We start from the raw sequence: 25,819 nt of genomic DNA, 5'->3' as shown, positions 1-25,819 counted from the left end.
AGCGGCACTTTCGTTTAATATGAAATCAGAACTTGTCTGAATGTGAAACGATTATAAACTCTTTCGGGCAGGTACAACAGCCCATCTGCTTTCAAGTATAATGTCTGTCCGAATCGCCTGTCGCGTTTTTCATTAATTTATTGATATATCACAAGGTTACTTATGCAGGACGCCGCTTTTCTTTCTTCGCGCCGCTTTGGCGGCATTGCCAGACTTTACGGAGACGAAGCACTGGCGCGCTTTTCGCGTGCGCATGTGTGCGTGGTCGGTGTCGGCGGCGTCGGCTCGTGGGCGGTGGAGGCTTTGGCGAGGAGCGGTATCGGTCGTTTAACGCTGATTGATTTGGACAACGTCGCCGAGTCCAATGTCAACCGCCAGTTGCACGCTTTGACCGATGATTTCGGTAAGGCAAAAGTTACCGCTTTGCGCGAACGCATTGCCCAAATCAATCCGCAATGCGAAGTGACGGAAATTGAAGATTTTGTTACCGAAGACAATCTGGACGAGCTTTTCAGACGGCCTTTTGACTTTGTCATCGACGCCATCGACCAAATCCGTGTCAAAGCGGCGATGGCGGCGTATTTCGTGCAACATAAACAACCGTTTATTATCAGCGGCGGCGCGGGCGGACAGAAAAATCCGGCGTTGATTCAAACCGCTGATTTGAGCCGTGTTACCCACGACCCGTTGCTTTCCAATTTGCGCTATACCTTGCGCAAACGCTACGGCTTCAGCCGCAATATCAAAGAAAAAATGCGCGTGCCTTGCGTTTATTCAACCGAGAATATTACGCCGCCGCAATCCGGCGAAGCGTGTTCGACCGATGCTGCGCCGCAAGGTTTGTCCTGCGCGGGCTACGGCGCGAGTATGCTGGTAACGGCTTCGTTTGGATTGTATTGTGCACAGGCTGCGCTGGAGCATATTGCGGGGCGGAAGTGAGGGGTAGGGGAAGATGGTTAAAAGCCGATTTTTTAAAGCCTACTTTATCGCCAGCCTGATTTATGCGGTGTGGTTCGGCGTATTGATGTATGCTGTCGATCCGATGTTTCTCGATGTGATGGAATGCAATACGCTGCCGGGCGATTATTTGTGTGTGCAAAGCGGTTATAACCGCCCATTCACCACTTTTCTTTATCCGTTTCTGTCTGTCGTGATATTCAGCCTTTTACACGCCGGTATCATGAAATGGCGCAAACGCCGTTCGGTCAAAATGATTTGGTTTTTGGTCGGTTGCGAAAGTTTGCTGTTGTTGGCTTTGATGGTGGCGATGCTTGCGAGGGATGGTTTTGTGTTGTCCCGAGATATCGGTTCGGTACTGACGGGTTCAGTTTTTGCCAGCCTGCCACTGTTGGGGATGGCCTTGGCCCAGACCTTTGCCGTCGCTATTGTTTCTTTGCAAATCAATCGTAAAAAACGTTGATTTTTATATTAAAAACGGGTCGTTCTCGTTTCAGACGGCCTTTTGTTGATGAAACTTCTTACTAAACTTAAAAAGAAAAAGACCCTTTAACCATGCCTTCAGAACACCTTATTTCTTCCACTGCCGCAACGCCGTCTGAACATACCGTTGCGTGGGTGTTCGGTCAGCCTGTCACCGATGTGCCGCAGGATTTGTTTATTCCGCCTGATGCGTTGAAGGTGGTATTGAGCAGCTTCCAAGGGCCGTTGGATTTGCTACTGTACCTTATCCGCAAGCAAAATATCGATGTCCTCGATATTCCGATGGTGAAGATTACCGAGCAGTATCTGCACTATATTGCCCAAATGGAAGCGTATCAGTTTGATTTGGCGGCGGAATACCTGCTGATGGCGGCGATGTTGATTGAAATTAAATCGCGCCTACTGTTGCCGCGTCCTGAAGAAGTTGAGGATGAAGAGGCAGATCCGCGTGCCGAGTTGGTGCGCCGTCTGTTGGCTTACGAACAGATGAAACTGGCGGCTCAGGGTTTGGACGCATTGCCGCGTGCCGGACGTGATTTTGTTTGGGCGTATTTGCCACTGGAAATTGCGGTCGAAGAGAAATTGCCGGAAGTGTACGTTGCCGATTTGACGCAGGCTTGGTTGGGTATTTTGTCGCGTGCCAAGCATACGCGCAGTCATGAAGTGGTGCGGGAAACCATTTCCGTGCGCGCACAGATGACGGCGATTTTGCGCCGTTTGAACGAAAGCGGTATCAGCAAATTCAGCGATTTGTTTAAGCCGGAGCAGGGCGCGACATATGTGGTGGTCAATTTTATTGCATTGCTGGAATTGGCTAAAGAAGGCTTGGTGCGTATCGTGCAGCCGGAAAATTATGGCGAAATCGAAATCAGCCTGAAAGACGGTTTGGAAACAAACGAAGCCGAAATGCTTTCAGACGGCCTTGAAGCCGATGAAACTGATAACGAAAATTTGAAAAAAGAGAACTAAAATGAATTCGACGACAAGTCATAACAAAGCTTCTTTATGGGCGGTGGGCTTAATGCTGTTTGCCCTGTTTTTTGGGGCGGGAAACCTGATTTTTCCTGCTTTTTTGGGACAGCAGGCCGGCGAAAACTGGCTTTCGGCAATGTTCGGCTTTTTGTTGACCGGGGCGGGGTTGCCATTGCTGGGCGTGATTGCCGTCGGCTATTCCGGCTCGCGCGATGTGGAAGCGCTGGCTTCCCGTGTTGCGCCTTGGTACGGCGTGACTTTTGCCGCCGCGCTTTATCTGGCAATCGGCCCCTTGTTTGCCATGCCGCGTACAGCAACGGTATCTTTTGAAACTGCAATTTCTCCTTTCATTGATGAATCTTGGAAAAATATCGCATTGGCTGTATTCAGCCTGGTGTTTTTCGGCATGACTTATTGGCTGTCGATTTCTCCGGGTAAGCTGGTTGACCGTATCGGTAAAATCCTCACGCCTGTTTTGTTGTTGTCAATTGCGATATTGGTCGGCTATGCCGCCATTAACCCGATGGGCGTGCCGCAGGCGGCGCAAGGCGATTTTGCCACTCATCCGTTGGTTAAAGGCATTTTGGAAGGCTATGGCACCATGGACGCGCTGGCTTCGCTGGTGTTTGCCATTATAGTCATTGATGCCGTTCGCGCCATGGGCGTGGACAACCGCGCGGACTTGCTGAAGACAACGACGATTTCCGGTGTGTTGGCGGCTTCTTGTTTGGCAGTGGTTTACCTGTTTATCGGCTATATGGGCGCGACAGGTGTGGCAGGTATCGGCTTGCAGGAAAACGGAGCGTCGGTTTTATCTAAAACCGCACAGCACTATTTCGGTACGGCCGGTATTGTGTTGCTTGGCGTCATGGTGCTGCTTGCCTGTCTGAGTACGGCGGTTGGCTTGATTACTTCATGCGCCGAATATTTCAACCGTCTTTGCCCGGGTATTTCTTATAAAATCTTTGTGATACTGAATACGGTGGTATCTATCCTGTTGGCCAACAAAGGCCTGTCAGCGATTTTGCAGTTTTCCATCCCTATGTTGATGCTGTTGTATCCGCTGACCATCGTCATCATTCTGCTGGCCTTGACGGATAAATTATTTGGCGGCGGCCGTATTGTTTATTTCTGTACCATGATGGCGGCCCTTATGGTCGGTTTACTCGATGCCTATAAGGCCGCGTTTGGATTTGATACCGAAACCGCGGCTGCTATCGAGCGTGCATTGCCGTTTTACAATATCGGTTTAGGGTGGGTTGTTCCCTCTTTAGCCTGCTTTATACTCGGCTGCATTTTGAATGCGGCTTTGAAGAAAAAAGCATGACGATAAACAGGTCGTCTGAAATGTTCAGACGGCCTGTTTATTTCACCGACCACGCAAACGACAGATGATTTTTTTAAAGAAATCCGTTATAATTGAAAAGTTAAGGCTTTGCGAAATACCGTTTCGCAGATGCAACATATTGAGAAGATTTATTTCCACAAATCCCGTTTTTTCAGTAAACGACTTGAACTGAAGGCGGATTTCGTGGTATAAATCGCGTTTTACTATTTTAGAAGTTTGGAGACTAACCATGGCACGAGTTTGCAAAGTGACCGGTAAGCGCCCGATGTCTGGCAATAACGTATCACACGCCAACAACAAAACCAAACGTCGTTTTTTGCCTAACTTGCAATCACGTCGTTTCTGGGTAGAAAGTGAAAACCGCTGGGTTCGCCTGCGCGTTTCTAACGCTGCATTGCGCACCATCGATAAAGTAGGCATTGATGTCGTATTGGCTGATTTGCGTGCTCGCGGCGAAGCTTAATTTAAACACCATTAATTAAGGATTACTGCAATGCGCGATAAAATCAAACTGGAGTCCAGTGCTGGTACTGGTCACTTCTACACAACTACTAAAAACAAACGTACTATGCCTGGCAAACTGGAAATCAAAAAATTTGACCCAGTAGCCCGTAAACACGTTATTTACAAAGAAACTAAATTGAAATAATCCAGTTTCTTCCAAGAAAAAGCTCCTGTTTTGCAGGAGCTTTTCTTTTTATTTTCTGATTGGTTTTTGGGGGCTTGTTTTAAATGTGTATGCAAGATATTTTTGGATTGCTTTATAAGAGGCAAAATAAAAGAGCGTGTATCCATTTGAGTCACGCTCTTTTATTTTTCAGACGGCCTGATGGGGGGAGCAGCAGCCTTGAATCATGAATAAACATTCAACAACGACTTAATGATCGACTTTGATGCCTTGATTGTCGGAATGTTGTTTTTTATCCAGCTCTTTTTGCAAGGTATCGCATGGCGTGTCGCAATCGCACATTTTCTTCATGCCGAGAGAGGAAATGCCGCCGCAGCTGCCTTTGATGGTGCGTTTGGAGAAGATATAGCCGACTGCCATGCCGAGGATGACAATGATAAAGATGCCGAAAGTCAGAAGGAGGGTTTTCATGTGTGTATTCCTGAAGGTTAGTTTAATAATTTCTTGAATGCGCTGGACATTTCAGTATGGTAGCCGCCTTGCGGAGTTCGGATGATAAGGAAAACGGCGAGATTTTCTTGCTCGGCAAGTTTAAGTGCTTCGGTTTCTCCGAGGACGAATAATCCGGTTGAAAGGCCGTCTGCAAGTGTGGCGTTTTCAGCTACTACGCTGATGGAAGCAAGGTTGTGGCTGATGGGTTGTTTGGTTTTAGGGTTGATGATATGGGAAAGGCGGCGGCCTGACTTATCAACATGGAAAATGCGGTAGTCACCGGACGTGGCCAGTGATTTATTGTCCAATGGAATGGTGATTTGGGTGGCACCGCCTTGAACGATATTGGGTTGCTCGATGCCGATACGCCAAGGGTTGCCTTGCGCATTGTGGCCTTTGCCATGCAACTCGCCTCCGATTTCTACTAAATAATTGCCGATATTGAGTTTTTCAAGTTCGGCGGCGGTTTTATCCACGCCAAAACCTTTGGCGATGGAGGATAGGTCTAAATAGACTTCGGGATGGGTTTTGGCGAGTGTAGGCTGCTGACCATCTTGGGAAAGTTTGAGTTTGTCCGTACCGACCATTTCTGAAGCATGTTGGATTTCTTGTGCAGTCGGTTCGTGCGTGATTTCTTTTTGCGGTCCGAATCCCCAAAGGTTGACCAAAGGGCCGACGGTTACGTCCAGTGCGCCGTGCGTCAATTTGTTTAAACGCAAGGCTTCGCCGGTTACATAGGCAAAGTCTTGGGAAATGGGCATGGCCTGATTGACGGTGCGCAGCTGGTTGAATTGGCTGATTTCGGAATCGGTCTGGTAGGTAGACATTTGCCGGTTGACTTCTTTAAGCGCATCATCAATGCGTTTTTGTATTTCGGCAGGGGAGGGGAGTTTGTCTTGGTCGTCTGAAAGATATTTGACGGTATAGGTTGTGCCCATGGTCTCGCCTTGCAGGGTAATGGTTTGTTGTTTTTCAGGTTGGCAGGCAGAGAGTGTGAGTGCGGAAACGATGGCAACGGTGCAACCGATTATCGGACGGTAAAACGAATTGGAAAGAAACGGCATAGGGGATTTGCGGATTATTTTTTGAAGCCTTTATTGTATCGTAAAAGAAAGGTTCAGGCCGTCTGAAAGTATGGTTTTCAGACGGCCTAGCAATAAAAAAGGAAGAAACCGAAGTTTCTTCCTTTTTGTCTGTTAGCCGCCGAAATCGTCCAAAAGGATGTTTTCGTCTTCCACGCCCAAGTCTTTGAGCATTTTGATCACGGACTGGTTCATGATCGGAGGGCCGCACATGTAGAATTCGCAGTCTTCAGGTGCTTCATGGTTTTTCAGGTGGTTTTCGTAAACCACGTTGTGAATGAAGCCTGTGTAACCGTCCCAGTTGTCTTCAGGCAATGGGTCGGACAGGGCGACGTGCCATGTGAAGTTCGGGAATTCTGCTGCGAGTTGGTCGAAGTCTTCGACATAGAACATCTCGCGTTTGGAACGTGCACCATACCAGAAAGTAATTTTACGTTTGGAGTTCAAACGTTTCAGCTGGTCGAAAATGTGGGAACGCATCGGAGCCATGCCCGCACCACCGCCGATGAATACCATTTCGGCATCGGTATCTTTGGCAAAGAACTCACCGAACGGACCGGAAATCGTTACTTTGTCACCGGCTTTAAGCGACCAGATGTAAGAAGACATTTGTCCCGGAGGTGCATCAGGTACGCGAGGAGGAGGCGTAGCGATACGCACGTTCAGCATGATGATGCCTTTTTCTTCAGGGTATGAAGCCATGGAGTAGGCACGCAAAATCGGCTCGTCCACTTTGGAAACATATTGCCACAGATTGTATTTGTCCCAGTCTTCGTGGTATTCCTTGGGAATGTCGAAGTCTTTGTAGGCAACGGTGTGCGGCGGGGCTTCGATTTGAATGTAGCCACCGGCGCGGAAGGGAACTTCTTCGCCTTCAGGAATGGCAAGCTTGAGTTCTTTAATGAACGTGGCTTTGTTGTCATTGGAAATGACGGTGCATTCCCATTTTTTCACGCCGAACACTTCTTCCGGTACTTCGATGTCCATGTCGGTTTTAACGTTAACCTGACAAGACAGACGGCAGCCTTCGCGCGCTTCGCGTTTGCTGATGTGGGACAACTCAGTCGGCAGAATGTCGCCGCCGCCGCTTTTCACGACAACGCGGCACTGACCGCATGAGCCGCCGCCACCACAGGCGGAAGGAACGAAGATGCCTTGGCTGGCAAGCGCACCCAGCAGTTTGCCGCCGGCAGGCATCGTCAGCTCTTTTTCGTTATTGACTTTGATGGTGATGTCGCCTTCGCTCACCAACTTGGATTTGGCAAACAGAATCATCAGTGCCAACACCAAGACGATGAGGGTAAACATCACGATACCTAAAATAATCTCCATGCCGATTCCTTTCTTATAACTGGATGCCGGAGAACGACATAAACGCCATTGCCATCAGGCCAGCAGCGATAAAGGTAATGCCCAAGCCTTTGAGGCCTTTAGGGACATCCGAATATTTCATTTTTTCGGTAATGCCCGCCAAAGCGACAATAGCCAAAAGCCAGCCCAAACCTGCACCGAAACCGTATACAACGGACTCGCCGAAGTTGTATTCGCGTTGCGCCATAAACGATACGGCACCGAAAATCGCGCAGTTTACGGTAATCAGAGGCAGGTAGATACCCAATGCGTTGTAGAGGGCAGGGACGAATTTGTCCAAGAACATTTCCAAAATCTGTACCAAAGCGGCAATCACGCCGATGAAGGTGATGAATTTCAGGAAGGTCAGGTCCACGCCTTCAACCAGCGCGCCGTCTTTCAACAGCGAGTAAACGAGTTGGTTGGCTGGGACGGACAGGCCGAGTACGAAAGTTACGGCAACGCCCAAACCGAATGCGGTGGATACTTTTTTAGATACCGCCAAAAACGTACACATCCCCAAGAAGAAGGACAATGCCATGTTTTCCAGAAAGACGGATTTTACAAAGAGGCTTAAGTAATGTTCCATGTGTTATTTCTCCGCCTGTTCAGGTTTCCAAGTGCGCAGACCCCATACCAAGAAACCGATGATGAAGAACGCGCTGGGAGCGAGCAGGAACAAGCCGTTGGTTTGATACCAGCCGCCATCTTGTACGGTTTGGAAAATGGTGTAGCCAAAGAGCTTACCAGAGCCGATCAGTTCGCGGATGGTTGCGATGATGATCAACATCATGCCGTAACCTGCGCCGTTGCCGATACCGTCAACCAAGCTTTCCAGCGGTGGCTCTTTCATGGCGAATGCTTCGGCACGGCCCATCACGATACAGTTGGTAATAATCAGGCCGACGAATACGGAGAGCTGTTTGGACAGCTCATAGGCAAAAGCTTGGAGCAGTTGGTCAACCAGCGTTACCAAAGAAGCAACAATCGCCATTTGCACGATAATACGGATGCTGTTGGGGATGTAGTTGCGTACCAAAGAAATGAAGAAGCTGGAAAAACCGGTTACCAAAGCTACGGAAATACCCATTACGATGGCCGTCTGAAGTTTGGTGGTAACCGCCAAAGCCGAACAAATCCCCAAAACCTGCAAGGCAATCGGGTTGTTGTCGATAAAGGGTGAAAACATCAAATATTTCAAGCGTTTCATGTCAGCCATTATTGTACTCCTGCTGATTTCAATTTGTTCAGGTAGGGGATATAGCCGTTTTCGCCGAACCAGTAGGCGAATGAACCTTGCACGCCTTTAGACGTCAGCGACGCGCCGGAGAGGGCATCTACGCCGTGTTCTTTGTCCGAACTTGCGCCTTTGCCAACATGCAGGGCGAGTTTGCCTTGTTCGTCAAACAGTTTTTTGCCGACGAATTTTTGTTGCCACAACGGATTGCCGATTTCGCCGCCCAAGCCCGGGGTTTCGCCTTGGTCGTAGTAGGTGATGCCGTTGATGGTGTTGCCGTCAGGTTGAATGGCGACAAAACCGTACATGACAGACCACAAACCGTTGCCGTGCATAGGCAGGATGATTTGGCTGACTTTACCGTCTTCGCCTTTTACCAAGTAAACCTCAGTGTATTTGGCACGGCTTTTGATGCCTGCCAAATCGTCTTCAGGTTTGATTTGAATACTTTGGGCAGGGTCTTTGCTGGCAACGCGTGCGCTGAAGTCTTTAGGCGCATCGGCGACGTATTCGCCGGTAGCCAAGTCCACGACACGTTGCTCGATACGCTCGGCAAAGGTTTTGCTGATGTCGGTATTTTTATCCATCAAACCGGCTACGCTCAAGATATAGCCTTGTTTATCTTGGAGTTTTTGTTTCTCTTGGATGGGTTTCAAGCCAACGACCGCACCAGCAACGATGATGGAACAAATCAGGCTGACAACCAATACCACAATCAGCGTGCCGCTGAAGCTGTCTTTATCGAATTTCTTAGCCATTGCTGCGCGCCTTTCTGCGTTTGATGTTCGCTTGTGCGACGAAATAGTCGAAAATCGGGGCAAACAGGTTGGCAAACAGAATCGCCAACATCATGCCTTCGGGGTAAGCAGGGTTGACCACGCGGATCAATACGCACATTACACCGATAAGCGCGCCGTACCACCATTTGCCGACATTGGTAAAGGAAGCGGAAACAGGGTCGGTCGCCATAAACAGCATACCGATGGCGAAGCCGCCGACTACCAAGTGCCAGTACCAAGGCATGGAGAACATGGCGTTGGTGTCCGAACCGATGAAGTTAAACAGCGAAGACATGGCAATCATACCGATCATCACGCCGGCAATAATGCGCCATGAGGCAATGCGGGTGAACACGATAAACGCGCCGCCGATTAAGAGCGCCAAAGTGGATACTTCGCCGATTGAGCCGGGCACATTACCGATAAACGCATCCATCCAAGAGATGTTTTGACCGGTTACAGCGTTTTTCAGGCCGTCTGCACCGTGTGCCGCCCATTGCGCCAAAGCAGTGGCACCGGAATAGCCGTCAACTGCAGTCCAGATGGTATCGCCGGTAATGTTGGCTGGGTAGGCGAAGAACAGGAACGCACGGCCTGCAAGAGCAGGGTTCATGAAGTTTTTACCTGTACCGCCGAATACTTCTTTCGCAACCACAACGCCGAAAGAAATACCCAAAGCCGCTTGCCACAAAGGCAGGGTAGGGGGAACAATCAAAGCAAACAGAATCGAAGTCACGAAGAAACCTTCGTTGATTTCATGTTTGCGTACAGTGGCGAACAAGACTTCCCAGAAGCCGCCCACAATAAATACAGTCGCGTAAATCGGCAGGAAGAAAATCGCGCCAAACAGCATTTTGCCCAATACGCCCGCTTCAGACGACATATTGATGCCCAAAGCGTTGGCAAGGGCGTAATGCCAGTCGTTGGCGATATTTTGTTGCAGCAAATCAGGCGTCAATGCACCGAATGCCTGTACGCCGACGTTGTACATACCGTAGAACATGGCCGGGAATAAAGCCAGCCACACCAAAATCATCATGCGCTTGGAGTCGAGCGCATCGCGGACGTGGGCCGCTTTGCGCGTTACCGCGCCGGATGTATAGAAAATCGTCGCCGCAGCTTCGTAGAGGGCATACCATTTTTCATGTTTGCCGCCCGGCAGGAAGTGCGGTTCGATTTTTTCCAGAAAATGTTTCAAGCCCATAATCAGCCTTCCTTCTCAATGGTTTCCAGCACCTTGCGCAACAGCGGGCCGTATTCGTATTTACCCGGGCAGACGAAGCTGCACAAAGCGAGGTCTTCTTCGTCCAATTCCAAGCAACCCAGTGCCTGAGCGCTGTCGGTATCGCCGACAATTAAATCGCGCAAGAGCAGGGTAGGCAGGATATCCAAGGGCATCACGCGCTCGTAAGTGCCGATCGGTACCATGGCGCGGTCGCCGCCGTTGACGGCTGTGTTGAACTTGAAGAGTTTGTTTTTCAGGAAATGGCCGAGGGTTGTGCGCGTGATGGAGTATTTGTCCGGTTGTGGCGCAACCCAGCCGAACAGCTCTTTGCTGCGGCCTTCTTCGATAACGGAAATCTGATTGTGGTAGCGGCCGAGGTAATCGTGCGCGCCTTGTGCAATCGCGCCGTCCAATACTGAGCCGGAAATCACGCGGTTGTCTGCTTCAACCAATTCGCCCGCAGTAATTTGCGATACTTTCGCACCCAAAACGGTACGCAAGAGGCGCGGTTTGTTGACTTGAGAGCCACCCAAGGCAATCACGTGCTCGGTGTTCAGACGGCCTGTTGCAAACAAACGGCCAATGGCAATCACATCTTGATAATTGATGGTCCAAACGGTTTTGTTCGCACCGACTGGCTCGATGAAATGAATGTGCGTGCCACTCAAACCGGCAGGGTGCGGACCGCCAAATTCATGTGTTTCGATGTTGGCAGCGTTTTCAGACGGCACATCTGCGCCGGCTGCTTTACACACATGGATTTTACGCTCGGTCAGGCGGCTTAATACCAACAGGCCGCGTTTGAAGTCCTCGGCGGCTTCTTTGATAATGACCGTAGGGTCGGCAGCCAGCGGATTGGTGTCCATCGCATTGACGAAGATGGCGAACGGCTCGGCATCGACGGCAGGGATTTTGCTGAACGGACGGGTGCGCAGCGCAGTCCATAAACCGGATTGAATCAGGTTGCGGCGCACTTCTTCGCTGCTCAATTTTGCCAGCGCTTCAGGTGCGTAGCGTTCGAACTCGATTTCGTCGTTGCCTTCAACGGCAATCACGACTGACTGAAGTACGCGCTTTTCACCACGGTGAATCGCGGCGATTTTGCCTGAAGCCGGAGCAGTAAATACTACGCCCGGATTCTTTTTGTCTTCAAACAGCACTTGGCCTTTTTTGACGGCTTCGCCTTCCTTGATTTTCATCGAGGGGCGCATGCCGACATATTCTTCGCCAAGCAACGCGACTTCGGTAATGGCCGGGCCGTCATAAATGACTTGCTCCGGTCTGCCCGCGATAGGCAGGTCTAAGCCTTTTTTTATCTTAATCATAAGGATGCGTTACTTTTTGGTGGGTTGAGATTCGGATGTCGGATTGTTTTTTCAGACGGCATGTAATGCTTTGAAACAAAGGATGGGCCGTCTGAAAAAAGCAGAGGTTTGCTATAAAAACAACGAATAAACGCAAACAACAAAGCTTTAGATTTTATCAGGTATAGGCTGTTTTATGTCAGTTTTACGCTTATTTTTACGGGAAAAGTGGGAAAAAAGTAGGAATATGTAATCGAGTGTTAAGAGAAATAATTTTTAACTGATTGATATTTAAACGCTATGTTTGATGATGTAGCTGAAAATAAAAGGCCGTCTGAATTTCAGACGGCCTCTAAGTTTAAAAGAGCTGCCAAACGAAGAAAATCATCGTATGCAGGGCAAACAGCGGTACCAATACAATTACCGACCATGCCATATAGCCGAAGAAGGAAGGCATCGGTACGCCGCGTTGTTCGGCAATGGCTTTTACCATGAAGTTCGGCGCATTACCGATATAAGTGAGCGCGCCCATAAATACGGAACCCATGGATACTGCCAGCAATGAATGGAACAGGTGGCCTGTCATCAAGGCTTGGGCATCGCCACCGGCCATATTGAAGAACACCAAATAAGTCGGCGCGTTATCCAAGAATGCCGACAAAATGCCGCTCATCCAGAAATACATCACATTAATCGGATTGCCTGCCGCGTCGTGAACCAAAGAAACAACGGAAGCCAATGCGCCTGTTTCGCCGGCTTTCAAAATCGCCAAAACAGGCGAAATGGTAATGAAAATACCCAAAAACAGTTTGCCCACTTCGGCAATCGGCTCGAAGTTGAACTCATTGCCTGCGCGTACCTGTTTGGGCGTGATAATCCAAGATACGGCGGTCAAAGCCAGCAAAATGCCATCGCGCATCAGGTTTTGCAAAGCGTAATGGCTGCCCAAGATTTCAAAGCCCGGATGATTTGGTTTCCACAAGCCGGACAATAAAACCGCGCCGACAACACCGGCCAGTAACAGGAAATTCCATTTGCCGTAAATTTTGATTTTTTCTTCTTTATCGGAAGGAGCGGGAGCAAGGTGCTCGCTTTGTTCACGGTTGAAGTGTTGGCTGTCGATGATGTAGAAAACGGCTAGCAAAATCACAGAACTGATTAATACAGGCATCAGCATGTGTTTGACCGTCCACATGAAATCTACGCCTTTCAGGAATCCTAAGAACAGCGGAGGATCGCCTAAAGGAGTCAGACCGCCGCCGATATTTGCTACCAAGAAAATGAAGAAAATCACGATGTGAACGCGGTAGTGGCGTTTATGGTTGGCTTTCAAAAGCGGACGAATCATCAACATCGCCGCGCCTGTTGTCCCCATGATGGAAGACAAAGCCGTGCCGACTGCCAACAGGGTTGTATTCAATTTAGGTGAGCCGTGCAAATCGCCGCTGACAAAAATACCGCCTGAAATGGTATAGAGCGCTAAAAGCAGCAGGATAAAGGGGATATATTCTTCAACCAACGCATGGGCAACGGTATGTACGCCGGCTCCGAAACCAAAGGTGATGATAAACGGCGTTAAAAACAGCAGCGTCCAAAACGCTGTAATTTTGCCGAAGTGGTGGTGCCAAATATGGGAGAAAAACAGAGGTCCGAGTGCAATGGACAAGAGAATCAGTGCAAACGGCAGACCCCAAAGCAGGCTTGCGGATGAGCCGTCAAAATCGGATGCCGCAGCAGGAAAGGCGGCAAGAAGCAGTAAAAATGAGAGAGAGCGCATAGTATTTCCTTTTTATTCTGTTGCGCCGTTAGGAACTTCATTGAGAAAGCACGGCGGTGAAATATTCAGGCCGTCTGGAAATATCCAGACGAACTGCGCGGTTGTGTCAGGGGAAAGTATAACGCAAAGCAAGTGTTAAGGGATGGTTTAGAATATTGGAATCAAAAGAAATGTTGATACAAATAAAGGAATAAAAGGGAGGGGAGTGGTCGAAAGTAGTAGAAAAGTGTTTTTGAAACAGGGGTTTGAATTGTTAATAATAATCCTATCAAAAAAACGCTTTAGATTAATTTTAGCTAAAATTTACATTTAATTGAATAAATGGAGGCCGTCTGAAAAATGAGGGTCGAATAGGGTGTTTTGGTTCTTACTGATTGTTTTGATGGATAAATTAGGTATGAAAACAAAAAACGGGTGAGCGAAAATGCCCACCTGTTTTATTTTATGCCTCCGGCCGTAACCACATCCACACTGCTACGCAGCTACAGAAGACTGATGATACGGCACCAATCCACCAGCGTTCTGGAAATTGCCAAAACATAAACAGGCAAGAAAGAGCCATCATGCCGATAGCGAAGAACTTTGCCTTGCGTGGCACGGCGCCGTTGTTTTCCCAGTTTTGTATGATCGGACCGAAATGGCGGTGATGATACAGCCAATTGTGAAAGCGCGGCGAGGCTTTTGCCCAGCAGGCGGCGGTTAATAAAATGAAAGGCGTAGTCGGCAGTAATGGCAGGAAAATGCCGATAATGCCCAAGACGAGTGACAATGCGCCGCAAAAAATCAATAAATAGCGAACCATCTTCCCATCACCAATTATTTGTTTTCAGATGGCTTGTGATGCGGAAATGGACAACGCGGAATGTCTAATTTATCCCAGCCCTCATGCCCCATTTTTTCCAGCAGCGCGATATTGCGGTCAAAAATTGCCGAGGCATCGGGAAATGCTTCAGCCGCTTTGGCAATACTGTCTTCACGAATCAGGTGCAAGGTCGGGTAGGGCGAACGGTTGGTGTAGTTGCTGATGTCGTCGGCTTCTGTGCCTTCAAATTGAAAATCAGGATGGAACGGCGCAATTTGGACAATCCCTTCCAATTCGTTTTCTACAACGGCATCGTCAGTAATTTCCAGCATTTGGTTGAAGGTTTCAAAATCAGGGAACAGCGTCGGATGAACCAGTAAAGTGGTTTCCAATTCCGAAGCGGGTGTATTGCCCAGAAGCTGCAATTCACGATCCAAGTCTTCAAGGAAACCGTCCAAATGACGGGCTTTGCTGACAACGATGCGAACCAGGTTTTTAACGTGCGGCGCTTTGGCAAACGGGCAGAGATTTAGCCCGATAACGGCTTTTTCCAGCCATTGTTTGGTATGTTCTGAAACAATATCGGTATCGAGATGGGCTGTGTCAGTCATGGTAAAAGCTTATGTGAATTATTCTTAAAAAGTATACAAGTGTATGGACGTGAAAGCAAACCATTGGAATTTAAAAGGCCGTCTGAACAACAGACGGCCTTTATCAGTTTTGAGTCATCAATCCTGAACCAAATGAACCAAAGGCAGAGCGGTCGTATTTTTAATTTCTTTCAACACAAAACTCGATTGCGCATCTTGCACGCCATGGTGCGAAAGCAGCGTGTCCAAAACAAAATGGGAAAACGCGTTCATATCGGTAAAAAAGGCATGGAGCAGGTAGTCGGTTTCACCCGTTAACGCAAAGCAGCTCAATACTTCTGGCCAAGCGCGGACAGATTCGGAAAAATCCTCGCGCGCATCTTTTGCCTTGCTAATCGATACACGGATAAAAGCCTGCAAACCCAGGCCCAAAGAGACAGGGGAAAGCTGGGCGGCGTATTTTTGAATAATGCCCGCATCTTCAAGCTGCTTGAGACGGCGCAGGCAGGGAGAAGGGGAGAGCGCTACCTTTTCAGAAAGCTCAACATTGCTCAACCGCCCGTTTTCCTGCAAAACCTGCAGAATCTTTAAATCCGTTTTATCTAAATTCAGATGAGGCATGATGTTTCTCCCAATGTAGGCAATGTATGTTTTGAAAATGAAAAATGCTTAAAAATAAAGACTTGTATGGTTAAATTATATATTGAGTTCAGATAGGCGACAAATTGTCTTATAAGGAGTGTTGCGAATTTGTTTTATGTAGTTGTGAAAAGATGAAGGCCGTCTGAAAATGGATGTTTCAGACGGCCTTTCATTTATTCGCACGATATGGCATTAGTCCCAAATATTTGCGCGTTCGACTTCTTTCCATGCGTCTAGAATCAGGCTGCCGTCGTTGTCTTTCAGCAAGGCGACATCTGAGAGCATACGGCGCCAAGTGCGGGCATTTTTTAGGCCGTGCATCAAGCCTAGTGCGTGGCGGACGATATGGCGCAGGATGGTGCCGCGCCCTGAGGCGATTTGTTCGCGGCTGTATGCGTATAGCCAAGCTGCTAAATCTGCGTATTGGATTGGTGCGTGTGCGTCGTTGTAAAACAGCGCATCCCAATCGCGCATCAGCATTGGATTGTGATAAGCTTCGCGTCCGATCATGACGCCGTCGACAAATTTCAGATGTTCGGCGATTTCTTCGTTGGTGGTAATACCGCCGTTAATCAAAATTTCTAAGTCTGGAAATTCTTGTTTCAAACGGTACACGTATTCATATTTGAGAGGTGGGACTTCGCGGTTTTCTTTCGGGGATAAACCGTCCAGCCAAGCATTGCGCGCATGGACGATAAATGTGCGGCAGGATGTTTTTTTGTGTAATGTTCCCACAAAATCTGCCACGACTTGATATTCTGTCTGTCTGTCTACGCCGATGCGGTGTTTGACCGTCACCGGAATTTCAACTACATCCTGCATCGCGTTCAAACAATCTGCCACCAAATCTACATCATTCATCAGGCAAGCGCCGAAAGCGCCTTTTTGAACGCGTGGGCTGGGGCAGCCGCAATTAAGGTTGACTTCATTATAGCCATACGCCACAGCCGCTTTGGCAGCGATTGCCAAGTCATGCGGATCTGAGCCTCCAAGCTGTAAAGCTACCGGTTGCTCGCCTTCGTTGAAACTCAAAAAGCGGTCTTTATCTCCGTAAACCACTGCGCCTGAATTGACCATTTCGCTATAAAGCCAAGCATTGTGTGTAATTTGTCGCGCCATAAAACGATAGTGTCTGTCTGTCCAATCGAGCATGGGTGCGACAGACAAGCGGCGGGAAGGTAGGGAAGAAGCAGACATTGAGATGACTTTCAAACAAAATAACGCATTATATAGTGTATTAAATTGACTTTCGATATCGGCCGGTAAATCAAAATTATCTATAAGGTATCACTGGGTGCAGCCATGTTGTAGCTGAGGCTAAATCCATTCATAGTGTTGGAAATCCAATATTCAGACGGCCAAATAAGTTTTAAAATGTCAAACAACAAACCATTAGAATGATAAGGAAAAAATCATGGCACAATTTTTCGCCATCCATCCCGATAATCCCCAAGACCGCCTCATCAAACAAGCCGCCGATATTGTCCGCAGTGGCGGCGTCATCGTTTACCCTACGGACTCCTGCTATGCGTTGGGTTGCAAACTAGGCGACAAAAACGCAATGGAGCGCATTCTCACGATTCGCAAAATCGATCAAAAACACCATTTGACCCTGATGTGTGCCGATTTGAGCGAATTGGGTACTTACGCCAAAGTGGATAATGCCCAATTCCGCCAGCTCAAAGCAGCTACGCCCGGCAGCTACACCTTTATTCTGCAGGCAACCAAAGAAGTACCCAATCGCACGCTTCACCCCAAGCGCAAAACCATCGGCCTGCGTGTTCCCGATAACGCCACTGCCTTGGCACTTTTGCAAGAATTGGGCGAACCTATTTTAAGTTGCACCCTCATGCTGCCCGAAGACGACGAGCCATTGACCGATCCATACGAAATCCGAGACCGTCTTGAGCATGCCGTTGATTTGGTTATTGATGGCGGCTGGTGCGGTACTGAGCCGACGACGGTCATCGATATGACCGATGGCACCGAGCTGATTCGTCAAGGCAAGGGTGATATTGCCGTATTCGGTTTGTAAAACCATCTGCGTTTGTATAAGTAGGGATATGCGTATTCTTTCTATGACGTATTAAAAGCATATTGCCGATTTTATTGATAGCTTAAAAAACAAATTATTCAAGTAAGTAGATATTCAATATCATTTCATTAAAGGCCGTCTGAAATATTTCAGACGGCCTTTCTCTTTCGTTTTTTAATAAATAATTCATTTTAAATAATATTCCAAATAATTGGCATATGGGTTGCATGATTACTGTGTTTACTTGTGACTTGTCAATGGAATACAACACACCGCTTATTAATAGAAACATGGCTGGAACCCTTTTGATGATTGGTTTTTTGGGTAGAAAGCCGTGATTTTATTTAGAAATTAAAGATAATCGGTCGATATTTCTGACTAGCGGATATTTAGTAAGTATGAAATACTATTTCATTTCGAGATAGTAAAAGACCTAAATTTTGTCTTAAAGTGACAATAAACGTCAGCTCGAAGCAAGCATTTTGCAGGGAAATCCTCCGCAATGATTTTTTAAAGTAGCGTCATGCTCACGCCTACGCTTTTATCCATCATAAAAAGAGAAAGACACACTAATGAATAAGATATTTAAAGTCGTTTGGAACCGTACGATTCAATCTTTCGTTGTAACGTCCGAATTGGCCAAAGGCCGAGTGAAATCGTCTGCAGAACAAAACAGTACAGATGTATCTGCTGAATCCGGTAAAAATGGTATCGCGACAGTTTTCAGATTGACAGTGATTTCGGCAGCTCTTTTAGGTGCGGGTAATTCGTATGCGGCAACTGCAGCACGAGGAAAAATTGAATTTGATGCTGTAACCAGTGCGACTGCGGTTAGTGGTGCAACAGCGACCGGTATTGGTGCTCTGTCAGTAGGAGCATCAGCCAATGCTACGGCTAATGGTGCAGTTGCGGTAGGTACGAGTGCAAATGCAACACATAATAACAGCCTTGCTGTTGGTACAAATGCCAAGGCTACTCAAAATCATGCTGTTGCGATGGGTGCAGATACAAGTGCAAGTAGTTCAAATGCAACAGCGATAGGTAAAAGTGCTAATGCTGTTTCTGTAGATTCAACAGCATTGGGTGCAGATTCCAAAGCAAATGGTACGCAAGCGACAGCGGTAGGTAAGAATGCTCTTGCCAATAATACGAACACAACGGCATTAGGCAATTCGGCGCAAGCATTTGGTATAGGCTCAATGGCTTTGGGCCAATCCAGCACATCAAGAGGTCAAAACGGCATTGCAATTGGCAGCGGCAGTCAGGCTGCAGCCAATGCGCAAAATGCCATTGCAATCGGTACCAATGCAGTGGGTTATGAAAGTGAGTCTATCGCTATAGGTAATTCAACCCGAGCTCAAACTGGAAATACCATTGCCATCGGTAAAGATGCAGTGGCAAATTCTCCAAGGTCGGGTAATGCAGCATCAAGTGCTATTGCACTTGGTGCAGACGCGAATGCAACCGGACTTGGTACGATTGCTATTGGACGTGCATCTGGGGTTCTTTCGCAAAATATTATGAATGTGAATGTAACGCACAATAATATTGCTATTGGTAATACGGCTCGAGTCGGCGATCCAAGTAATTCTAAGATAACTCAGTCTATTGCTATTGGTTCAGGTAACCGTGTTGATAAGCAGGGTAGACCTGAGGGCGCGTGGGCAAAGGGAGACCAATCTATTGCGGTTGGCGGCAATGTCTTGGCTAATGGTAATTCATCTGTTGCGATTGGTGGTGATGATTTAGATGAAGTTGGTAACGCAAAATATGCTGGTCAAGCAACGGACAAATTTATCAAATACAATGCCCAAGGTGCGAAAGTTGGTGAATATGCGCTAAGTGGTAAAGATCTACGCGATATCTATAAAGAAATGACCGGCGATACGATGGATAGCGGTTCTTATGGTAATACTATTGCCGGTCAAGGTTCTGTTGCATTAGGTGTGCAGTCTAATTCATCTGCCGATTTGTCTCTGGCTATCGGTACCAAATCTCAGGCCACTGCCTTTGGCGGTGTAGCTTTGGGTACAGGTGCGAAGGCTACTTTGCTGAACTCTGTAGCTTTGGGTACGGCTTCTAAAACCGATAAAGAAGGTAAGGCATACGTTCAACGCGAAATCATGGGCGAAACCTACACTTGGGCAGGCGGTCAAACTACCGATGCCGGTGATGTTGTGTCTGTCGGTTCCAAAGGTTACGAACGCCAAATCATCAATGTATCCCCCGGCGATATTTCCGCTACTTCCACTGATGCGATCAACGGCTCTCAACTTTATGGTGTATTGAATGCGCTCGAACGCATTCGTTATTTCTCTGTTAAGTCAGAAGAAGGCAAAGCTGACGGTACGAAAAACTGGAACAATGACGGAGCAAAAGCAACCAATTCGATTGCCATCGGACCGAATGCGGCAACAAGCACTGGTGCGACGGGTAGTGTTTCCTTGGGTCATAATGCCAACGTACTTGGTTCGTCTTCTGTTGCTGTTGGTCCAAATGCAACGGTAACTTCTGGAACTGTTGGCGCTGTTGCCTTAGGCTCTAATGCCAATTCCCGCGGTACAGGTTCTATCGCCATAGGTTTGAATACAGAGAATGATCGCAATTACTCTATAGTTGTCGGTGCACACAGTAGAGCCAACTACGAAAATGCAACTGTTGTCGGTGCAAGGGCAGCAGCACAAAATAACGGTACGGCAATGGGCTATTTGTCAAATGCAGTCGGTGATGATTCTGTTGCAATCGGTCATCAGGCGCAGACAACGCAAGCTTATTCTATTGCCATTGGTAAACAGGCAAACAGTTCAGGCCTTTATTCCACCGCTATTGGTTCCTCAGCCCAAGCTGCCGGGCAGAATAGTTTTGCCGGCGGTAATAATGCAAAAGCGACTGGAAGCGATTCAGTTGCTTTGGGTAGTGGCGCGACAACTACGATCGGTAGCTCTGTTGCATTGGGTAATGGTGCTGTTGGCACTGCCAATAATTTTGATGCAACAGCTAAAAATGCAACATTCAAAAACGATAGCGGTACGACGACTAATGTCAGCTATGCAGCTTCTTCATCTGCTAAAACAGGCGCGGTTTCTGTAGGCAGTGCAGGCAATGAACGCCAAATCCAGAATGTTGCCGCAGGCCGTATTTCCGCCACTTCAACCGATGCAGTTAATGGTAGCCAGCTGTACACCGTTATGAACAATGTTGGACACAATATCCAACAAAACGGTACAGACAAATCCCGTATCAACAACAACGGTACAGTCAACTACGCCGATGGCAACTTGACGACCGTTGCGGTCACTGATGGCGAGAATGCGTCAAAAGTTCAAATCAATGTCACTCAAGGCACATTGTCTGTCGATAATAATGGCACAGTGTCCGCACCGACTGCCGGTGTGGCGACTGCCGGCGATGTAGCCAATGCCATCAATAATGCCAAAACCACAACCAAGGTGGAGGCAGGTAGTAACGCGCACGTTAATAAAACAACTTCAGGCAAAGAAACCACTTATACCGTCAGCGCAGATAAAGCAACGGTACAAGTTTCCAATGCTTTGAAATTGAACTCTAATACCACAACTGCATCCGATGGCGCAGTCACAACTGATTACAGTATCGATCTCGCTCAAAGCACTAAAGATAACATCCAAAAAGGCGTAGATGCCAAAACCACCGTTGACACCAAAGGTCTGACCTTCAACGGCGACAGCGGCAGCACCAATATCGAAAAACTCGGCTCTACCGTGACCGTTGCCGGCGACGACAACATCACCACCGAAGCCCAAGACGATAAAGTGACCGTTAAGCTGAAAAAAGACCTGGTAGTGAACAGCGTCAAAGCCGGTGACACCACCGTTAACAACGACGGTGTGAAAGTAGGCGACGATGTCGCATTGACCCAAGACGGCGTTAAAGCAGGCAAGGTAAACCTGACCAAAGACGGTTTGAACAACGCCGGCAACAAAGTGACCAACGTAGCCGACGGCGACCTCAATGCCAACAGCAAAGATGCCGTCAACGGCAGCCAACTGTTTGCGACCAACCAAAACGTAGCGACCAACGCCGCCAATATCGCCAAAGGCATCAACTTCGGCGGTACCACCGGCAGCAACAACTACGCATTGGGCGACACCATCAATGTCAAAGGCGACAGCAACATCATCAGCGAAACCGTAGCCGGTGGCGCACAGCTGAAACTGGCCAAAGACATCACCGTTGACAGCGTCACCGCAGGCGACAGCAAACTGAATACAGACGGCCTCACCATTACCGGCGGTCCGAGTGTGACCAAGTCAGGCATCAATGCCGCCGGCAACAAAGTAACCAACGTAGCCGCCGGTACCGATGACACCGACGCCGTCAACTACAGCCAGCTGAAACAGCAAAGCGCCGCCGCCCGTACCGAGGTCGCAGCCGGTACCAACATCAAAGACGTGGTGAAAACGACCGGCGCCAACGGCCAAGACGTTTACACCGTCAACGCCAAAGGCACGACTGCGAGCGCCGGTTCGAGCAAATTGACCGTTACCGCCGCCGCCGCAGACGCGAACAACGTGACCGACTACAGCATCGATTTGGCTGATGGCACCAAAGACGACATCCAAAAAGGTGTGGATGCCAAAACCACCGTTGACACCAAAGGTCTGACCTTCAACGGCGACAGCGGCAGCACCAATATCGAAAAACTCGGCTCTACCGTGACCGTTGCCGGCGACGACAACATCACCACCGAAGCCCAAGACGATAAAGTGACCGTTAAGCTGAAAAAAGACCTGGTAGTGAACAGCGTCAAAGCCGGTGACACCACCGTTAACAACGACGGTGTGAAAGTAGGCGACGATGTCGCATTGACCCAAGACGGCGTTAAAGCAGGCAAGGTAAACCTGACCAAAGACGGTTTGAACAACGCCGGCAACAAAGTGACCAACGTAGCCGACGGCGACCTCAATGCCAACAGCAAAGATGCCGTCAACGGCAGCCAACTGTTTGCGACCAACCAAAACGTAGCGACCAACGCCGCCAATATCGCCAAAGGCATCAACTTCGGCGGTACCACCGGCAGCAACAACTACGCATTGGGCGACACCATCAATGTCAAAGGCGACAGCAACATCATCAGCGAAACCGTAGCCGGTGGCGCACAGCTGAAACTGGCCAAAGACATCACCGTTGACAGCGTCACCGCAGGCGACAGCAAACTGAATACAGACGGCCTCACCATTACCGGCGGTCCGAGTGTGACCAAGTCAGGCATCAATGCCGCCGGCAACAAAGTAACCAACGTAGCCGCCGGTACCGATGACACCGACGCCGTCAACTACAGCCAGCTGAAACAGCAAAGCGCCGCCGCCCGTACCGAGGTCGCAGCCGGTACCAACATCAAAGACGTGGTGAAAACGACCGGCGCCAACGGCCAAGACGTTTACACCGTCAACGCCAAAGGCACGACTGCGAGCGCCGGTTCGAGCAAATTGACCGTTACCGCCGCCGCCGCAGACGCGAACAACGTGACCGACTACAGCATCGATTTGGCTGATGGCACCAAAGACGACATCCAAAAAGGTGTGGATGCCAAAACCACCGTTGACACTAAAGGCCTGACCTTCAGCGGCGACAGCGGCAGCACCAATATCGAAAAACTCGGCTCCACCGTGACCGTTGCCGGCGACGACAACATCACCACCGAAGCCCGAGACGATAAAGTGACCGTTAAGCTGAAAAAAGACCTGGTAGTGAACAGCGTCAAAGCCGGCGACACCACCGTTAACAACGACGGTGTGAAAGTAGGCGACGATGTCGCATTGACCCAAGACGGCGTTAAAGCAGGCGATGTCAAACTGACCAAAGACGGTTTGAACAACGCCGGCAACAAAGTGACCAACGTAGCCGACGGCGACCTCAACGCCAACAGCAAAGACGCCGTCAACGGCAGCCAACTGTTTGCGACCAACCAAAACGTAGCGACCAACGCCGCCAATATCGCCAAAGGCATCAACTTCGGCGGTACCGCCGGCAGCAACAACTACGCATTGGGCGACACCATCAATGTCAAAGGCGACAGCAACATCATCAGCGAAACCGTAGCCGGTGGTGCACAGCTGAAACTGGCCGATGTGTTGAATGTCGGTCAAGCGGCTCCGGTGAAAATCGATGGCGATAAAGGCGAAGTCAGCGGCTTGAGCAATACGACTTTGGGCGGCAGCGACTTTGCCAAAGGCAAACGTGCGGCGACTGAAGAGCAGCTGAATGCGGCCCAAGATCAGTTGGTGAATGTATTGGGTGGCAATGCGGCCAATAATGGCGGCAACATCAGCATGACTGATATTGGCGGTACTGGTGAGAACAATATCCACGATGCAATCAAAGCCGTTAATGCAACTGCCAATCTGCCTTTGACTTTCGGTGGCGACAGCGGCAAAGACGTTGAACGCAAACCGGGTACGAAGCTGAATATTGTTGGTGGTCAAACCGATCCAGCCAAACTTTCAGACGGCAATATCGGCGTTGTAGCGAATGGCTCTGATAAGTTGGAAGTCAAATTGGCTAAAGACTTGGCAGTTGACAGCGTGAAAGCCGGTGATACCACAGTCAATACTGATGGCGTGAAAGTTGGTGATGTCAACCTGACTAAAGCCGGCTTGAACAACGGCGGCAACAAGATTACCAACGTTGCAGCCGGTACTGATGATACTGATGCGGTCAATGTTGCTCAGTTGAACAAAGCTGCGGCTGCGGCTAAGACTGAAGTCGTTCAAGGCGATAACATTGTTGTTACTCAGGATGTCGGTGCCAATGGCCAAACCATTTACAAAGTGGCTACCGATAAAAACCTGAAAGTCGACAGCGTTACCGCAGGCGATACCGTGATGAATAATGACGGTGTGAAAGTCGGCGATGATGTTGCATTGAACAAAGACGGCTTGAAAGCAGGCGATGTCAACTTGACCAAAGCTGGCTTGAACAACGGCGGCAATAAGATTACCAACGTTGCGGCCGGTACGGATGACACCGATGCAGTCAATGTTTCCCAACTAAAACAAGCTGCCGCTGCATCTAAGACTGAAGTCGTTCAAGGTAAGAACATTGTTGTCACTCAGAAAACAGGCGACAAGGGTCAAACTGTTTACGAGGTGGCAACCGATAAAGACTTGGATGTTGACAGCGTGAAAGCCGGCGATACCGCAGTGAACACTGACGGTGTGAAAGTGGGTGACGATGTTGCATTGAACAAAGACGGCTTGAAAGCAGGCAAGGTAAACCTGACTAAAGACGGCTTGGACAATGCGGGCAACAAAGTAACCAACGTAGCGGATGGTGACATCAATGCCAACAGCAAAGATGCCGTCAACGGCAGCCAGTTGTACGCAACCAACCAAAACGTAACCAACAACGCAGCCAATATCGCCAAAGGCATTAACTTCGGCGGCACGACCGGCAGCAACAACTACGCGTTGGGTTCTACCATCAACGTCAAAGGCGACAGTAACATCATCAGCGAAACCGTTGCCGGTGGCGCTCAACTGAAGTTGGCTGACGAGATTAGCGTGAAGACAGTGAATGCCGATACATTCAAAGCAGGCGATACTGTGATGAATAACGATGGCGTGAAAGTCGGCGATAAAGTTGCGTTGAACAAAGACGGTCTGACCGCAGGCAATACCGTGGTCAACAACGATGGCGTAACCATCGCTGCACCGACTGAAAACAATCCAAACAACCAAGTCAAATTGTCTCCTGTCGGTCTGAACAACGGCGGCCAACGCATTACCAATGTAGCTCCGGGTAAAGACGGTACAGACGCGGCAAACGTGAACCAGTTGATTGGTTTGGGTACCGAGTTGCAGAACAATATCAACCAAGTAGGTAAGAAAGCCTACGCAGGTGTGGCCGGTGCGATTGCCCAAGGCTCGATTCCTCAAGTAACCCGTCCGGGTGCGACCGGTATCGGTGTCGGCAGCGGCTACTATGGCGGCCAGTCTGCCATGGCCATCGGCGTGTCTGCGATGAGCGACGGAGGCAACTGGATTGTCAAAGGCAACTTCTCGGCCAATACCGACGGTCATGTCGGTGTCGGTGCCGGTGCGCTGTATCAATGGTAAGTTGGCAATGACAGGCAACT

At 48.9% G+C, this 25,819-nt stretch carries 21 protein-coding genes; 8 read left to right on the top strand and 13 right to left on the bottom strand.

The window, feature by feature from the left end; translation table 11 throughout:
• The first annotated feature begins 162 nt into the window (after window positions 1-162).
• The 6 genes from DBY97_RS02685 (at window position 163) to rpmG (ending at window position 4,409) form a co-directional block, all read left to right on the top strand.
• On the top strand, window positions 163-939 hold the full coding sequence (locus DBY97_RS02685) for a tRNA threonylcarbamoyladenosine dehydratase (protein WP_107857338.1): 777 nt from the start codon (window positions 163-165) through the stop codon (window positions 937-939).
• A gap of 13 nt (window positions 940-952) precedes the next feature.
• Window positions 953-1,420 (top strand): hypothetical protein, encoded by a 468-nt coding sequence (locus tag DBY97_RS02680; protein ID WP_107857337.1) that lies wholly within the window; start codon window positions 953-955, stop codon window positions 1,418-1,420.
• A gap of 92 nt (window positions 1,421-1,512) precedes the next feature.
• Window positions 1,513-2,409 (top strand): segregation and condensation protein A, encoded by an 897-nt coding sequence (locus tag DBY97_RS02675; RefSeq protein WP_107857336.1) that lies wholly within the window; start codon window positions 1,513-1,515, stop codon window positions 2,407-2,409.
• 1 nt (window position 2,410) lies between these two features.
• Window positions 2,411-3,739 carry a branched-chain amino acid transport system II carrier protein gene (gene brnQ, locus DBY97_RS02670; RefSeq protein ID WP_107857335.1) on the top strand — a complete coding sequence of 443 codons (1,329 nt, stop codon included), beginning with the start codon at window positions 2,411-2,413 and terminating at the stop codon, window positions 3,737-3,739.
• Window positions 3,740-3,989: 250 nt separating this feature from the next.
• Window positions 3,990-4,223, top strand: a complete 234-nt coding sequence (rpmB, locus tag DBY97_RS02660) for a 50S ribosomal protein L28 (protein ID WP_002216391.1) — start codon at window positions 3,990-3,992, stop codon at window positions 4,221-4,223.
• Window positions 4,224-4,253: 30 nt separating this feature from the next.
• The gene (rpmG, locus tag DBY97_RS02655) at window positions 4,254-4,409 is read left to right on the top strand and encodes a 50S ribosomal protein L33 (protein ID WP_003684373.1); all 156 of its coding nucleotides are present in this window, start codon (window positions 4,254-4,256) and stop codon (window positions 4,407-4,409) included.
• A gap of 228 nt (window positions 4,410-4,637) precedes the next feature.
• On the opposite strand, the gene nqrM is transcribed toward rpmG, so the two are convergent.
• The 13 genes from nqrM to dusA form a co-directional block, all read right to left on the bottom strand.
• Entirely contained in the window at window positions 4,638-4,859 is a 222-nt protein-coding gene (nqrM, locus tag DBY97_RS02650) for a (Na+)-NQR maturation NqrM (protein WP_003680888.1), read from the bottom strand.
• A gap of 17 nt (window positions 4,860-4,876) precedes the next feature.
• Window positions 4,877-5,944, bottom strand: coding sequence for an FAD:protein FMN transferase (locus tag DBY97_RS02645; RefSeq protein ID WP_107857333.1), 1,068 nt, complete (start codon window positions 5,942-5,944; stop codon window positions 4,877-4,879).
• Window positions 5,945-6,076: 132 nt separating this feature from the next.
• Entirely contained in the window at window positions 6,077-7,294 is a 1,218-nt protein-coding gene (nqrF, locus tag DBY97_RS02640) for an NADH:ubiquinone reductase (Na(+)-transporting) subunit F (RefSeq protein ID WP_049333900.1), read from the bottom strand.
• A 13-nt stretch (window positions 7,295-7,307) separates the two neighbouring features.
• A complete protein-coding gene (gene nqrE, locus DBY97_RS02635; protein WP_003684365.1) occupies window positions 7,308-7,901 on the bottom strand; it encodes an NADH:ubiquinone reductase (Na(+)-transporting) subunit E in 594 nt (197 codons plus the stop codon).
• 3 nt (window positions 7,902-7,904) lie between these two features.
• On the bottom strand, window positions 7,905-8,531 hold the full coding sequence (locus DBY97_RS02630; protein WP_003684313.1) for an NADH:ubiquinone reductase (Na(+)-transporting) subunit D: 627 nt from the start codon (window positions 8,529-8,531) through the stop codon (window positions 7,905-7,907).
• Window positions 8,531-9,307: a Na(+)-translocating NADH-quinone reductase subunit C gene (locus DBY97_RS02625; protein WP_107857332.1), complete on the bottom strand. Its 777-nt coding sequence runs from the start codon at window positions 9,305-9,307 to the stop codon at window positions 8,531-8,533. Before DBY97_RS02625 ends, DBY97_RS02630 begins: the two co-directional genes overlap by 1 nt.
• Entirely contained in the window at window positions 9,300-10,532 is a 1,233-nt protein-coding gene (locus DBY97_RS02620) for an NADH:ubiquinone reductase (Na(+)-transporting) subunit B (RefSeq protein ID WP_107857331.1), read from the bottom strand. Before DBY97_RS02620 ends, DBY97_RS02625 begins: the two co-directional genes overlap by 8 nt.
• 2 nt (window positions 10,533-10,534) lie before the next feature.
• On the bottom strand, window positions 10,535-11,878 hold the full coding sequence (locus tag DBY97_RS02615; RefSeq protein WP_107857330.1) for a Na(+)-translocating NADH-quinone reductase subunit A: 1,344 nt from the start codon (window positions 11,876-11,878) through the stop codon (window positions 10,535-10,537).
• 337 nt (window positions 11,879-12,215) lie between these two features.
• Window positions 12,216-13,634: a sodium:proton antiporter gene (locus DBY97_RS02610; protein ID WP_070503741.1), complete on the bottom strand. Its 1,419-nt coding sequence runs from the start codon at window positions 13,632-13,634 to the stop codon at window positions 12,216-12,218.
• Window positions 13,635-14,076: 442 nt separating this feature from the next.
• Window positions 14,077-14,436 carry a YbaN family protein gene (locus DBY97_RS02605; protein ID WP_070632654.1) on the bottom strand — a complete coding sequence of 120 codons (360 nt, stop codon included), beginning with the start codon at window positions 14,434-14,436 and terminating at the stop codon, window positions 14,077-14,079.
• A 14-nt stretch (window positions 14,437-14,450) separates the two neighbouring features.
• Complete coding sequence (locus DBY97_RS02600; protein ID WP_107857329.1) at window positions 14,451-15,047, bottom strand: DUF1415 domain-containing protein; 597 nt, start codon at window positions 15,045-15,047, stop codon at window positions 14,451-14,453.
• 117 nt (window positions 15,048-15,164) lie between these two features.
• Entirely contained in the window at window positions 15,165-15,647 is a 483-nt protein-coding gene (locus DBY97_RS02595) for an Lrp/AsnC family transcriptional regulator (RefSeq protein ID WP_003684427.1), read from the bottom strand.
• A gap of 213 nt (window positions 15,648-15,860) precedes the next feature.
• Window positions 15,861-16,865: a tRNA dihydrouridine(20/20a) synthase DusA gene (gene dusA / locus DBY97_RS02590; protein WP_107857328.1), complete on the bottom strand. Its 1,005-nt coding sequence runs from the start codon at window positions 16,863-16,865 to the stop codon at window positions 15,861-15,863.
• 217 nt (window positions 16,866-17,082) lie between these two features.
• Between dusA and DBY97_RS02585 the strand changes: the two genes are divergently transcribed.
• Both DBY97_RS02585 and DBY97_RS02575 read left to right on the top strand, forming a co-directional pair.
• Window positions 17,083-17,703, top strand: coding sequence for an L-threonylcarbamoyladenylate synthase (locus DBY97_RS02585; protein ID WP_003680049.1), 621 nt, complete (start codon window positions 17,083-17,085; stop codon window positions 17,701-17,703).
• 572 nt (window positions 17,704-18,275) lie between these two features.
• On the top strand, window positions 18,276-25,799 hold the full coding sequence (locus DBY97_RS02575; protein WP_107857326.1) for a YadA-like family protein: 7,524 nt from the start codon (window positions 18,276-18,278) through the stop codon (window positions 25,797-25,799).
• Window positions 25,800-25,819 lie beyond the last annotated feature (20 nt).

Source organism: Neisseria subflava (assembly GCF_003044645.1).
Lineage (GTDB): Bacteria > Pseudomonadota > Gammaproteobacteria > Burkholderiales > Neisseriaceae > Neisseria > Neisseria subflava_B.
The sequence above is the reverse complement of the archived record's forward strand: the minus strand, read 5'-3'. Positions and strand labels throughout refer to the sequence as shown.